We start from the raw sequence: 12656 nt of genomic DNA, 5'->3' as shown, positions 1-12656 counted from the left end.
GGCCCCCCCGCCCGGGGACCGCCCCGAAACAAAAAAACCCCCCCCCGGGCCCCGCCCCCCCCCCCGGGGGGGCGGGGGGGGGGCCCCCCCCCCCCCCCCGGGGGGGGGGCGCCCCACCTCACCGATGAATCAGCTGCCTTCGGTGATCTGCGGGGCAGGCTCGTTCTTGTAGTTGGCCGGGCCGAGGTTCTTGTCCACGGCCTTCTGCCAGCTGCCGTCCTCGACCATCTTCTTGAGCGCGGCGTTGATCTTGGTCTGGAGCTCCTTGTCGCCCTTCTTCAGACCGATGCCGTAGTTCTCGTTGCTCATGCTCAGGCCGACGAGCTTGAACTTGCCCTTGTTGTTCTCCTGCGCGGCGTAACCGGCCAGGATCGAGTTGTCCGTGGTCAGGGCGTCGACGGCCTTGTTCTCCAGGCCGGTCAGGCACTCGGAGTAGCCACCCTGCTGCAGCAGGTCGGCCTCGGGGGCCAGGGTCTTCTTGATGTTCTGCGCCGACGTCGAGCCGGTGACCGAGCAGAGCTTCTTCTTGTTCAGGTCCTCGACCTTGGTGATGCTCGTGTCGTCGGCGCGGACCAGCAGGTCCTGGTGCGCGAGGAAGTACGGGCCGGCGAAGTCGACCTTCTCCTTGCGCTTGTCGTTGATCGAGTACGTCGCGACGACGAACTTCACGTCGCCGTTCGAGATCAGGTTCTCGCGCTCGGCGCTGGGAGCCTGCTTGAACTCGATCTGGTTCGGCTCGTAGCCGAGCTCCTTGGCCACGTAGGTCGCGACGTCGACGTCGAAGCCCGTGAACTTGCCGTCCGGGGTCTTCAGGCCCAGGCCGGGCTGGTCGTACTTGATGCCGACGACGATCTTGTCCTTCGCGCCACCGGACGCACCGCCGTCACTGGCGGCGTCCTTCTCGCTGCCGCCACAGGCGGTCGCGGTCAGGGACAGGGCGACGGCGACGGCCGCGGCCGCGGCGGCCTTGGAGATCTTCATGATGAACTTCCCTCGGATGAGACGTTGTTGAACGACGAGCGACGCTTACGGCGTACGCGCGGCCGACAGGAATCGTTCCGGCAGCGATCCGCATACGGATGCCTACCAGACGAGAACCTCAGTGGTGCAGGATCTTCGACAGGAAGTCCTTGGCGCGGTCACTGCGCGGGTTGCTGAAGAACTGCTCGGGCGTGGCCTCTTCGACGATCTTTCCGTCGGCCATGAAGACGACCCGGTTGGCCGCGGAGCGGGCGAAGCCCATCTCGTGCGTGACGACCACCATGGTCATCCCCTCCCGGGCGAGCTGCTGCATGACCTCCAGCACCTCGTTGATCATCTCCGGGTCGAGAGCCGAGGTCGGCTCGTCGAACAGCATGACCTTCGGCTCCATGGCCAGCGCCCGGGCGATCGCCACGCGCTGCTGCTGGCCGCCGGAGAGCTGCGCCGGGTACTTGTCGGCCTGCGAGCCGACGCCCACCCGGTCCAGCAGGGCCACCGCCTTCTCGTGCGCCGCGGCCTTGTCGGTCTTGCGGACCTTGAGCTGGCCCAGCATGACGTTCTCCAGCACCGTCTTGTGCGCGAAGAGGTTGAACGACTGGAAGACCATGCCGACGTCGGCGCGCAGCCGGGCCAGCTCCTTGCCCTCGGAGGGCAGTTCCTTGCCGTCGAGCGTGATGGTGCCCGAGTCGATGGTCTCCAGACGGTTGATCGTCCGGCACAGCGTGGACTTGCCCGATCCCGAGGGACCGATCACGACGACTACCTCACCGCGGGCAATGCTCAGATCGATGTCCTGAAGCACGTGCAGCGCGCCGAAGTGCTTGTTGACGTTGCTCAGTACGACCAGGTCGTCCGCGGCACCGGCCGCGTCCTGCACGTCCTTGGTCACTGATACTCCGCTCATCGGCTTCTTGCTCCGTCCTCCTCGGTTGGGAGGACAGTAGTGACGTGACGTCCACAACGTCATCACATCTGAGGGAGAATTGAGCATAACGATCCGGCTTCCCCCGGATACGCTCCGTGCGCGACACCTGCGTGGCCGAATGCGGCGCGTACCGGGTGCGTAACGGAAGGCGCGCCGCGACGGAACCCCCTTGACGTGGGACTCCGCATCGGCGTGTATGCAGGATGGCCACCTCGCGGCCATCCGTGTGACCATGCCCCGGGAAGCCCGTGAGTGAGAAGAAGGAGAGGGGGACGACATGAGACTGCTGCTCGTCGAGGACGACGATCACGTCGCCGCCGCCCTGTCCGCGATCCTCGCCCGGCACGGCTTCCAGGTCACCCACGCCCGCAACGGCGAGGAAGCCCTGCAGGCGCTGCTGCCCGCCGGCGCCCCGCCCGGCGCCTCTCCCTACGGGGTGATCCTGCTCGACCTCGGTCTGCCCGACCAGGACGGGTACGAGGTGTGCGGCAAGATCCGCAAGCGCACCGCCACCCCCGTCATCATGGTCACCGCGCGCGCCGACGTACGCTCCCGCATCCACGGGCTGAACATGGGCGCCGACGACTACGTCGTCAAGCCCTACGACACCGGCGAGCTCCTCGCCCGCATCCACGCCGTCGCCCGCCGCACCGGCGCCTCCGAGGAGGCCGCCGCCACCGGGACCGGTACGCCCGCCACGGTCCGGCTCGGTCCCGTCAGCATCGAGCTGCCCAACCGCCGGGTCAGCGTGGACGGCGCGGACGTACCACTCACCCGCAAGGAGTTCGACCTGCTGGCCCTGCTCGCGCAGCGGCCGGGTGTCGTCTTCCGCCGCGAACAGATCATCAGCGAGGTGTGGCGCACCAGCTGGGAGGGGACCGGGCGCACCCTGGAGGTCCACGTCGCCTCGCTGCGCTCCAAGCTGCGCATGCCCGCCCTCATCGAAACCGTCCGCGGGGTGGGCTACCGGCTCGTCACGCCGACCTCGCCGACCGCCCCGACCTCGCCGCCCTCGCCGACCGCCCCGTCCGCCCCGACCGCCCCCTAGGGGTCTGCTGCCGTGCGCGCCCGATTGCTCCCGCTGCTCGTCATCCTGATGGCGGGCACGCTGCTCGCGCTGGGCTTCCCGCTCGCGGTGAGCCTGGCCGCCGGACAGCAGCAGCGGGTGGTGGTCGACCGCATCGACGACAGTGCCCGCTTCGCCGCCCTCGCCCAGCTCGTCATCGACGCCCAGGGCTCCGGATCCACCGGCGCCGACGCGCGCCGCGAGACCCTTCAGCTCGAACTCGCCCGCTACCAGGAGCTGTACGGCATCCGCGTCGGCATCTTCTACCGCGACGACAACGACATGGCCCGCTCGCCCAGCTGGTGGCAGCTCCCCGAATCCGGCGAGGGCCGCCGTGCCTTCGAGGAGGCCCTCGCCGGCCGGCGCAGCCACGACCCGCCGCAGGTGTGGCCCTGGCAGACCCACGGCCGACTGCTCGTCGTCTCCCCGGTCGTCCTCGACGGCGACGTCGTCGCGGTCGTCGCCACCGACTCGCCGACCGACCTGATGCGCGGCCGGATCCTGCAGGGCTGGCTGCTCATCGCGGGCGGGCTCGCCGCCGCCATGCTGGTCGCCTTCGGCGCAGCCCTGCGGCTCACCAGCTGGGTGCTCAAACCCGTGCAGACCCTGGACGCGGCCGCCCACGGCATCGCCACCGGACGCATGAACTCGCGCGTCGCGGCCGCGGGCGGACCCCCGGAACTCCAACGCCTGGCCCGCTCGTTCAACGAGATGGCCGACAACGTCGAAGAGGTACTGGAGCAGCAGCGGGCGTTCGTCGCCGACGCCTCCCACCAGCTGCGCAACCCGCTCGCGGCACTGCTCCTGCGGATCGAGCTGCTCGCCCTCGAACTGCCCGAGGGGAACGAGGAGATCGCCTCCGTACGCACCGAGGGCAAACGCCTGACCCAGGTGCTGGACGACCTCCTGGACCTGGCGCTGGCCGAGCACGCCTCCGCCGAGATCAGCCTCACCGACATCGGGGCACTCGCGGCGGAGCGGGTCGCCGCCTGGCGCCCGTACGCCGAGGAGAAGGGCGTACGGATCACCGAGACGGGCCGGTCCGCGGTCACCGGCTGGGCCGACCCCATCGCCCTGTCCAGCGCGCTCGACGCCGTCATCGACAACGCCCTCAAGTTCACCCCTGAGGGTGAGGAGGTCGAGGTGTCGGTCGCCGCCGAGGGGCGCGTCGCCCGCGTGGTCGTCGCCGACCGCGGCCCCGGCCTCACCGAGGAGGAGCTGCTCCGCGTCGGCGACCGCTTCTGGCGCAGCGGCCGCCACCAGAACATCAAGGGCTCCGGGCTCGGCCTGTCGATCTCCCGCGCGCTGCTCGCCGCGGGCGGCGGGTCCCTCTCGTACGGGACGAACCCGCCGCACGGGCTGCGGGTCACCGTGTCCGTGCCGCGCACCGGCCCCCACGGCTCCTGAGCCGCTACCAGCCGAGGGCGGTACGGGCCGGAGCCGAGGCCGCGTACAGCTCGTCCACGGCCCGGACCTCGAAGACGGCCGCGCGCTCCCGGCCGGCCCGCGGGACGGCCGGAAGGTAGAGGGCGGTGCCGCAGGTGCCGCCGAGGAAGCGGCGGGTGCCGTCGGGCAAGACGCGCCACACCTCGTAGTGGCGCGGCCGGGGTTCCCCGCCGGCCGCGGCGCGCCAGGACAGACGCAGCCGGGCGTTGCCGTCCTGCCGGGCCGCGGCGTCGACCCTCGGCGCGGTGGGCGGGGCCGGCCGCCGGGCGCGGGGCGCGTCGTGGACCGCCAGGGCGCCGAGCCGCCACACCACCGGCACCGTGTCGAGCGCGGTGATCCGCACCGCCAGCGCGTACGCGGTGCTCCCCGCCAGCGATCCGAGCCCGGCCCGCGCCGTGCGCCAGCCCTGCCCGCGGGACGTGCTCCCGGTGGGCAGCCACGTGTACGGGACCGGCTCGCCGGGGGCGGCGGGCTCGCGGGTGGCCACGCCGACCTCCACCGCCACCGGTCCCGACCCGCCGGAGTGCACCAGCTCCAGGACGCTCGCGCGGGTCAGCGGCAGCCGCGTGGAGTGCAGCCCGACGACGGCCGGAGCGGTCAAGGCGCCCGTGACCAGCAGGCTGGAGCCGCCCCGCCAGGCGTCCGCGAAGTCCAGGGTGACGCAGGGGCGTTCGCCGGCGGTGTCCACCGCCCAGCGGCGGCCCGGGAGCCGGTCCTGGAGCCCGAGGTGGTTCCAGGGCGTGTCGGAGACGGCCCTGCCGTTCTCGTACCAGCGCAGCCCGTGCCCGGTGTTGAACGAGCAGGCGAAGGGGAGCCCGGTGACCGTGGACCGGTCGGCGACGGCCGTGGCCGGGGCCCGCCAGCCGGCCCCGGACCCGGCCCCGGGTCCGGACTCTGACTCGGGTGCGGGATGGGCGGGGTCCAGGGACTCGCCCGTCCAGAACCGGTCGTCGGCGAGGTGGAACGCACCGGGGGAGCGGTCGGCGAGGTGGTTGCGGGTCCACTCGGGCCGGTAGAAGCCGTAGCTGACGACGTGCTCGCGGTCGCGCGGGACGATCGCGTCCCAGGGGACGGGGGAGTCCCAGCCGCGGGACTCCGTGTCCACGGCCGCCCACAGCTCGTGGCGGGAGCGGCCCAGCCGCTCGGCGAGCGCTCCCGACGCGGCCAGGGTCTGCGCGGTCCAGCGGAAGTCCACGAACACCGTGTCCGCGACCTTCCCGGCCCGGTCCTCGAAGAACTCCTGGTTGAGCGGGTTGAGGGCGCCCTGCCAGCCCACTCGGCCGGTGGTGTTCATGGCGTCGTACCAGGTGATGCGCAGCCCGTACGGCTCGCCCGCGGTCCGCAGGGCACGCAGGAACTCCCGCATCCGCGCCGCGAGCGCGCTGTCTCCGCCGTCCGTCTCGGCGTTCACGAACCAGCCGTCGAAGCCGTACGTCCGCGCCACGTCGACGAGTTTGTCCGCGAGCGGGAAGCGGCCGAGGGCGTCCCGCTGCACCAGGTCGCGGGTCCACCGGAGGTCGCCGCCGTAGGCGACGGGCGGCAGGAACACGTTGCCCAGCACCCGGACCCCGTTGCGGTGGGCGGCGTCGACCACGGGGGCGTTCGGGGCGAGCACGATGCCCTCGCCGGCCGAGCCGCCCCAGAAGACGAGCTCGTCGATGTACGCCCAGTGCGTGAGCGCGTAATGGTCCGCGGTCGGGGAGCCCTGGGACGGGTTCCCGGCCGTGGGCCCGAAGGAGACGAGGGAGGCGATCCGGGCCTGGCCGGCGCGGGCGGTCCGGTTCGCCGGGACCGGGGTGAACCGCTGCGCCAAGGGCACGGTCGCGGTGTTGTGGGCCAGGTCGGGATCGCTCTCCGGGCTCCACCGCAGGAGCGAGCGCCACACGATCCCGGGGCCGGGGGTCCCCGCCGGGAGGGAGTCCGGGAACCAGTACGAGGCGTACGGGGCCAGGTCGGCCGGGGTCGGCGGGGCGGGGGCGGGCCCCGGCGCGGCGGACGCGCACGGGGCCCGGCCCGCGGCGCCCAGCAGGGCTGCGGCCCCGGCCCCGGCGGCCAGCACCGCGCGCCGGGTCGGCCGTAAGGGCGAGGCCGGAGTACGTGGTGCGACGCCGCTGTCGGTGACGCGGGGCTCGTGCGGCTCTCGCGTCTCGCGGGTCATGCGGGCCACGTGGGTTTCGCGCTGCGCGCGGTTCTCGTCGGACGTGCCGGTCTCGTCGGGCGTGCCGGTCTCGTCGGTCTCGGCCATGCGGGCTCCTCACGAGGGATCGGATCGGTCAGGTCACGTCGTGCACGCGCAGCACCTCGGTGATGCCGCGCGCCGACAGGTGGGCCGGGTCCCCTGCGCGCTCCGCCAGGACCACCGCGGGGCGCACCCCCTGGGCCGTCAGCGCGGCCCACGCATCGAAGAACGCGCCGCCCGGGGCACACACGGACCGGCCGGGAGCCTCGTCCTCCCCGCCGGCGTCCACGGCCAGCGCGGTCGAGCGCACCGGCGGCCGGTGCGCGCGGCCCCGCCACTCCCGGGCGACGCGGGCCACGACCGCGCCGGCCGGTTTGGTCCGGCGGTCGTTGGTGAGCAGGCCGAGCCCGTACTCCAGCTCGGGGAAGTCCGCGAGCTCGCGGGACACGTCGTGCGAGCACCACCAGGTCACGCCCCACAGGTCCGGGCAGTCCAGCGCGTTCGTGACGGTGGCCTCGGTGAACCGCGCCGCGTGCTCCGGCCGGATCAGCGGCGCCGGGGCGCCCACCTCCTGGAGCCACACCGGGCGGTGCGGGTCGAGGGCCCAGGCCTTGGAGAGCTCGATGAGGTACGCCGCGTGGTGCTCGGTCGCCGTCCCGCGCCCACCGTGGCGCTGCGCGGTGCCGTTGAACACCCAGGAGTGCACGGCGGTGGCGGCGCCCAGCCGGGCCGCCTGGGCCGGGGTGAAGGCGTGCCCGTCCTGGTACCAGGCGGCGTCGTACTCGGCGTGCACGTGCAGCCGTCCGGGGGCGCCCTGTTCGCAGGCGGCGAGCATCCGCTCCAGCCAGCGGTCGGCCTGGTCCCGGGTGACGCGGTCGGGGTCGGGGTGCGGGGCGCCGGAGAACTGGTTGACCTCGTTGCCCACGGTCATGCCCAGGAAGTTCGGCCGGTCGGCGAGCGCGGCGGCCAGCGTGCGCAGGTACTCCTGCTGCGCGGCGACCACCTCCGGGTCGGTGAACAGGTTGCGCCGGTGCCAGGTCCGCGTCCAGGCGGGCAGGAAGTCGAAACTCGACAAATGGCCTTGCAGCCCGTCCACGTTGACGTCGAGACCGCGTTCGGCGGCCGCGTCCGCGAGCGCGACGAGCTGCTCGACGGCGCGCGCCCGGATCAGCGTCCGGTTCGGCTGGAAGACCGGCCAGAGCGGGAAGACGCGGACGTGGTCCAGCCCGAGCGCGGCGATCGAGTCCAGGTCGGCCCTGACCTCGTCGAGGTCGAAGTCCAGCCAGTGGTGGAACCAGCCGCGGGCCGGCGTGTAGTTGGCGCCGAAGCGGAGCGCGTGATCGTGCACGAGGCGTCCTGGAGTTCTGGGGGAATTCACGAGGTGGGCCACAACCTGCCGGTGCGGATGGGGAAAGTCAACAGGGCCTCAGAGATGATTACTTATGCGCTTGAGTCCAGTTGACACAAGGGTTCCGTGCGCTGGAGCCTGGCGGAACTAATGCGGTTTAGCTGCGACGGGTCACAGGGTGGTGCGTGGAAATGGACAGCGGTATTTCGGTCACGGCGGTCACCACCCCGGCCCTCTTCCCCGGGCCGCCGGAACTCCCGACGGCCTGCGGGAGTTGGTCATGGCGATCGGCCGGTACGGGTCCGGGTCGGCGGCACCGGCGTCCGGAGCGTGCCGATCGGCCTGGCCGACGCCGATTCTCCTTACGGGACAGGGCAGTTGAGGGCGCCCGCCGCCCTGCACCCCGCACGTGCCGACGGACACCGGCGGGATCGCGTACGGTCCGGCCATTGCCATCCGTGTTCCGCCACGCGTGACGCACCCGAAGGACGAATGAGGCAGGCCATGGCCCGCAGACCCACGATCAAGGACATCGCCCGGCAGGCCGGGGTGTCGGAGAGCGCCGTGTCGTTCGCGCTCAACGACCGGCCCGGCGTCTCGCAGGACACCCGGGCCCGGATCCGCCGCGTCGCCGAGGAACTCGGCTGGCAGCCCAACAGCGCCGCCCGCGCCCTCTCCGGCGAACGGTCCGGCGCCGTCGGGCTGGTCCTCGCCCGGCCCGCGCACACGCTCGGCGTCGAGTCCTTCTTCCTCCAACTCGTCTCCGGCATCCAGGAGGTCCTTTCCGCGGCCCGGACCGCCCTGCTGTTCCAGGTCGTCGAGGACATCGACGCCGAATGCGCGGTCTACCGGCGCTGGTGGGCCGAGCGGAGGGTCGACGGGGTCCTCGTCGTCGACCCGCGCATGCGGGACCCGCGCCCCGCGCTCCTCGGGCAGCTGGGCCTGCCCGCGGTCACCATCGGCGAGCCGGAGCCGGAGCCGGAGCCGAGACCCGATCCCGTCGCCGCCTCCGCGCCGGCGGTGGTCTCCTCGGTCCGGGCCGACGACGCCGGGGCCATGGCCCGGGTCCTGGACCACCTGCACGGGCTGGGCCACCGCCGGATCGTCCACATCGCCGGACTCCCCGGCCTCGCCCACACGGTCCGCCGGATGGACTCCCTGCGGACGGAGGCCGCGCGCCGCGGGCTCGGCCCCGACCAGGTGCGCTCGGTGGTCACCGACTACTCCGACGCCGAGGGGGCCGCCGCCACCCGCCGGGTCCTCGCCGAGCCCCGGCCGCCCACCGCGCTCGTCTACGACAACGACGTGATGGCCGTCGCCGGGAGCGCGGTCGCCGCCGAGCTGGGCATCCCCGTCCCGCGCCGGCTCTCCATCGTGGCCTGGGACGACTCCGCGCTCTGCCGGGTCACCCACCCCCGGCTCACCGCGCTCGTGCGCGACACCGCCGGCTTCGGCCGGCTCGCCGCCGAGGAGCTCCTCGCCGTCCTCGCGGGCGGTCCGCCCGGAGTGCGGGTCAGCGAGCAGCCGCGCCTGGAGCCTCGCGAGAGCACGGCGCCGCCCCCGGCGCATACTGAATCCTGAACCCTTCCTGGAGCCGCCACCGTGATCACCCCCACCGCACCCTTCCCCGCACCGCGCGCCGCCGCGGCGGCCGCCGGCCTGACGGTGGCGATCGACATCGGCGGTACGAAGATCGCCGGTGCGCTGGTGCACCCCGACGGCACGATGACCGCCACCACCCGTCGGGCGACCCCCCGCGGAGTGGACGCGGAGGGGGTCATGTCGGCGGTGACCGAGGTCGTCGCCGACCTGTCCGGCTCCCCGCTGTGGGCCTCGGCCGTCCGCTGCGGGATCGGCAGCGCCGGCCCGGTGGACACGTCCCGGGGCACGGTCAGCCCGGTGAACATCGGGGCGTGGCGGGAGTTCCCGGTCCAGGCCCGGGTCGCGGCGGAGCTCGCGGCGCGCGGGGCCGAGCTGCCGACCGTACTGGCCGGGGACGGTGTGGCGATGACCGCCGCCGAGCACTGGCTGGGCGCGGCCCGGGGCCACGCGAACGCGCTCTGCATGGTGGTCTCCACGGGCGTGGGCGGCGGCCTCATCCTGAACAACCAGCTGCACCCCGGCCCCACGGGCAACGCGGGGCACATCGGCCACATCAGCGTGGCCTTCGACGGCGAGCCGTGCGTGTGCGGCAGCCGCGGCTGCGTCGAGTCGATCGCATCGGGCACGGCGATCGCCCGCTGGGCCCGGGAGCAGGGCTGGACCCCGTCCGGCGCCGTGAGCGCAGGGACCGCAACGGCCGGCGGAAGCACGGCGGACCGGGCGGACCACACGAACGGCGCGGGGACCGGACGGGACGCCTCGGCCGCCGGTGTGGCGGCGGCCGCGGCCGCGGGCGACCCGATCGCCCTGGCCGCCTTCGACCGCGCGGGCCGTGCGCTGGCCGCCGCCATCGCCGCCACCGCGACCCTCGTCGAAACGGACGTCGCCGTCATCGGGGGCGGGGTCGCCGCCTCCGGCGACATCCTCTTCGCGCCGATCCGCGCGCACCTCGGGGCCTACGCCACGCTCTCCTTCGTCAAGGAGCTCCAGGTGGTCCCGGCGACCCTGGGCACCCACGCGGGCCTGATCGGCGCGGCCGCCGCGGCGATGATGCTGCTGCCGTCGCCGCCGCCCTCTTAGGACCTCGGCCCCGGCCCGTCGGCTCGGCCTCGCGGCTCGGCTTCGTAGGGCTCGTCGGGGACCTCAGGGCTTGACCGACCGGTAGTACCGGCCCGCCCCCTCGTGCAGGTCCAGGGGATCGGTGTAGATCGCCGTCCGCAGGTCCACCAGCTGCGCCGCGTGCACCTCGCGGCCGACGAGGTCGCGGCCGAGGATCACCGTCCGCGTCAGCTGCTCCGTCAGCTTCGGGTCCGTCTCGGCCGTGGTCACCAGCAGGTTCGGCACGGCCAGGGTCGTCACCGCGCTGGTGTTGCGCGCCCGCGCGTACGCGTCCTGCGGCATGACCGCCGTCCGGTAGTAGCGCGCCGGACTGCCGCTGCCCTCCAACTGCTCCACCAGGTCGCCGAGCTGCACGAGCCGGATCTGGTACCGCTCCGACAGCTCGCGCACCGCGTTCGTCGGCAGGCCGCCGGACCAGAAGAAGGCGTCGATCCGGCCCGCCTCCAGCTCGGCCGGCATGGTGTCGATCCCTATGGACACCGGCGTGATGTCCAGCACCGGGTCCAGCCCGGCCGCCCTCAGCAGCCGCTCCGAGACGAGCCGCACCCCGGACCCCGGCTGGCCGATCGCGACCCGCTTGCCCTTCAGGTCCCGGGCCGACTGCACCGCCGAATCGGCCGGCACCACCAGCTGTACGTAGTCGTCGTAGAGCCGGGCGACCCCGCGCAGCAGGTCCGCGCGCGGCTTCCCGTCGAGCTGGTACTTGGCGACCGCGTCCGCGGTCGCCACCGTGAAGTCGGCCTCGCCGGAGGCCACCCGCTTCAGGTTCTCCTGCGAGCCCTCGCTGGTCTCCAGGTGGACCTCCACACCGGGCGCGTCCCGCGCGAGCGCCTGCTGCAGCAGCTGCCCGTACCGGTGGTAGACGCCGGTCCGGGCGCCCGTGCTGAAGGTCAGCTCGCCGTGCAGCTCCGGTTCCCCGAAGGGCTTCAGCCACCAGGTGAGGACCCCGAGCACGGCCAGTACGGCCACCAGGACCCGCAGGGCGTGGCGCCTGCTGATCCGGGGCGGTACGAGAGGCATGGCGCGATCCTGCCACCCGACCGCGCTCCTGTCACGGCGCGGGCCGTCCGGGGGCCTGCGCGCGCAGCCGTCCCAGCAACGCGCGGGCGGCGGGTCCGGCCGGCCCGGCCGTCCGCCAGGCCAGCGCCACCCGCCCGTTCAGCGCCGGCTCGGTGATCGGCAGCGCGCACAGCCCGGCGCCGGCCCGTGGGCCCGCGCCGGACTCCGCCCCGGAGGGCACCACGGCCACCCCCAGGCCCCGCGCGGCCAGCCGGACCAGCACCACGGGCGCCGCCGCCTCGAACTCCACCCGCGGCGCGAACCCCGCCTCCGCGCACGCCCGCTCCAGCACCCCGCGGATTCCCGTCCCGCGCGGCAGGCTGATGAGCGCCCGCTCGCGCAGGGCCGCCAGCGGGATCCCGCCGTCCACGGACCGCGCCACGAGGGGGTCGTCCGCCCGGACCGCCGCCACCAGGGGTTCGTCGAGGACCACCTGGCAGGAGATCCCCGCGGGCGGCTCCCCGCCGAGGCCGACCACCGCCAGGTCGAGCTCCCCGCGCAGCAGGGCGGCGAGCATCCGCTCCGAGGTGTCCTCGGACAGGGCGATCTCCACCCGGGGGTGCTCGTCGTGGAAGTCCCCGAGCGCCTCCACCATGTCGAACCCTTCCATCGCCGCCCCGGCGGCGCCCGGGATCAGCCCGAGGGCCACCCTCCCGCGCAGCAGCCCGGAGAACTCCTCGGCGGTCCGCCGCACCCCCTCCACCGCCGCGAGCGCTGCCCGCGCGTACGAGAGGACGGCCTCGCCCGTCTCGGTCGGCGTGACCCGCCGCCCGGACCGGTCGAGCAGCCGCTGTCCCAGCTCCCGTTCCAGCCGGCGTACCTGTGCGCTCACCCCCGGCTGGGAGACGTGCAGCCGCGCCCCGGCGCGGGTGAAGCCGCCCTCCTCCACCACCGCCACGAAATAGCGCAGCTGAGCCAGTTCCATAACCGA

Annotated in this window: 10 protein-coding genes; 4 read left to right on the top strand and 6 right to left on the bottom strand. The window is 73.7% G+C overall.

Annotation, left to right across the window (positions count from 1 at the left end; all coding sequences use genetic code 11):
* Positions 1-129: 129 nt before the first annotated feature.
* Both ACFYP3_RS23820 and ACFYP3_RS23815 read right to left on the bottom strand, forming a co-directional pair.
* Positions 130-981 carry a glutamate ABC transporter substrate-binding protein gene (locus tag ACFYP3_RS23820; RefSeq protein WP_388835917.1) on the bottom strand — a complete coding sequence of 284 codons (852 nt, stop codon included), beginning with the start codon at positions 979-981 and terminating at the stop codon, positions 130-132.
* 118 nt (positions 982-1099) lie between these two features.
* Positions 1100-1885 carry an amino acid ABC transporter ATP-binding protein gene (locus ACFYP3_RS23815; RefSeq protein ID WP_388835914.1) on the bottom strand — a complete coding sequence of 262 codons (786 nt, stop codon included), beginning with the start codon at positions 1883-1885 and terminating at the stop codon, positions 1100-1102.
* Positions 1886-2183: 298 nt separating this feature from the next.
* On the opposite strand from ACFYP3_RS23815, the gene ACFYP3_RS23810 reads away from it, so the two are divergent.
* Together ACFYP3_RS23810 and ACFYP3_RS23805 are read left to right on the top strand one after the other, a co-directional pair.
* Positions 2184-2954 (top strand): response regulator transcription factor, encoded by a 771-nt coding sequence (locus ACFYP3_RS23810; protein ID WP_388835911.1) that lies wholly within the window; start codon positions 2184-2186, stop codon positions 2952-2954.
* A 12-nt stretch (positions 2955-2966) separates the two neighbouring features.
* Positions 2967-4379, top strand: a complete 1413-nt coding sequence (locus tag ACFYP3_RS23805; protein WP_388835908.1) for an ATP-binding protein — start codon at positions 2967-2969, stop codon at positions 4377-4379.
* 4 nt (positions 4380-4383) lie between these two features.
* On the opposite strand, the gene ACFYP3_RS23800 is transcribed toward ACFYP3_RS23805, so the two are convergent.
* Positions 4384-6576: an endo-beta-N-acetylglucosaminidase gene (locus tag ACFYP3_RS23800; protein ID WP_388836007.1), complete on the bottom strand. Its 2193-nt coding sequence runs from the start codon at positions 6574-6576 to the stop codon at positions 4384-4386.
* 115 nt (positions 6577-6691) lie between these two features.
* Positions 6692-7945, bottom strand: coding sequence for a glycosyl hydrolase (locus ACFYP3_RS23795; protein WP_388835905.1), 1254 nt, complete (start codon positions 7943-7945; stop codon positions 6692-6694).
* A 504-nt stretch (positions 7946-8449) separates the two neighbouring features.
* Between ACFYP3_RS23795 and ACFYP3_RS23790 the strand changes: the two genes are divergently transcribed.
* A complete protein-coding gene (locus ACFYP3_RS23790) occupies positions 8450-9526 on the top strand; it encodes a LacI family DNA-binding transcriptional regulator (RefSeq protein ID WP_388835902.1) in 1077 nt (358 codons plus the stop codon).
* Positions 9527-9547: 21 nt separating this feature from the next.
* Complete coding sequence (locus ACFYP3_RS23785; RefSeq protein ID WP_388835899.1) at positions 9548-10627, top strand: ROK family protein; 1080 nt, start codon at positions 9548-9550, stop codon at positions 10625-10627.
* A gap of 63 nt (positions 10628-10690) precedes the next feature.
* Here the strand turns inward: ACFYP3_RS23785 and ACFYP3_RS23780 are convergent, their stop codons facing one another.
* Positions 10691-11686: a TAXI family TRAP transporter solute-binding subunit gene (locus ACFYP3_RS23780; RefSeq protein WP_388835896.1), complete on the bottom strand. Its 996-nt coding sequence runs from the start codon at positions 11684-11686 to the stop codon at positions 10691-10693.
* 31 nt (positions 11687-11717) lie between these two features.
* Positions 11718-12650 (bottom strand): LysR family transcriptional regulator, encoded by a 933-nt coding sequence (locus ACFYP3_RS23775; protein WP_388835893.1) that lies wholly within the window; start codon positions 12648-12650, stop codon positions 11718-11720.
* Positions 12651-12656 lie beyond the last annotated feature (6 nt).

The organism is Streptomyces sp. NPDC005533 (genome assembly GCF_042871845.1).
Lineage (GTDB): Bacteria > Actinomycetota > Actinomycetes > Streptomycetales > Streptomycetaceae > Streptomyces.
Note: the sequence above shows the minus strand (reverse complement) of the source record. Positions and strands in the feature narration are given on the sequence as shown.

What these genes read in the sequence shown, in the direction of transcription:
- ACFYP3_RS23820 (WP_388835917.1), bottom strand. Translation starts at nt 981, where the DNA reads ATGAAGATCTCCAAGGCCGCCGCGGCCGCGGCCGTCGCCGTCGCCCTG.
- ACFYP3_RS23780 (WP_388835896.1), bottom strand. Translation starts at nt 11,686, where the DNA reads ATGCCTCTCGTACCGCCCCGGATCAGCAGGCGCCACGCCCTGCGGGTC.
- ACFYP3_RS23790 (WP_388835902.1), top strand. Translation starts at nt 8,450, where the DNA reads ATGGCCCGCAGACCCACGATCAAGGACATCGCCCGGCAGGCCGGGGTG.
- ACFYP3_RS23775 (WP_388835893.1), bottom strand. Translation starts at nt 12,650, where the DNA reads ATGGAACTGGCTCAGCTGCGCTATTTCGTGGCGGTGGTGGAGGAGGGC.
- ACFYP3_RS23815 (WP_388835914.1), bottom strand. Translation starts at nt 1,885, where the DNA reads ATGAGCGGAGTATCAGTGACCAAGGACGTGCAGGACGCGGCCGGTGCC.
- ACFYP3_RS23810 (WP_388835911.1), top strand. Translation starts at nt 2,184, where the DNA reads ATGAGACTGCTGCTCGTCGAGGACGACGATCACGTCGCCGCCGCCCTG.
- ACFYP3_RS23800 (WP_388836007.1), bottom strand. Translation starts at nt 6,576, where the DNA reads ATGACCCGCGAGACGCGAGAGCCGCACGAGCCCCGCGTCACCGACAGC.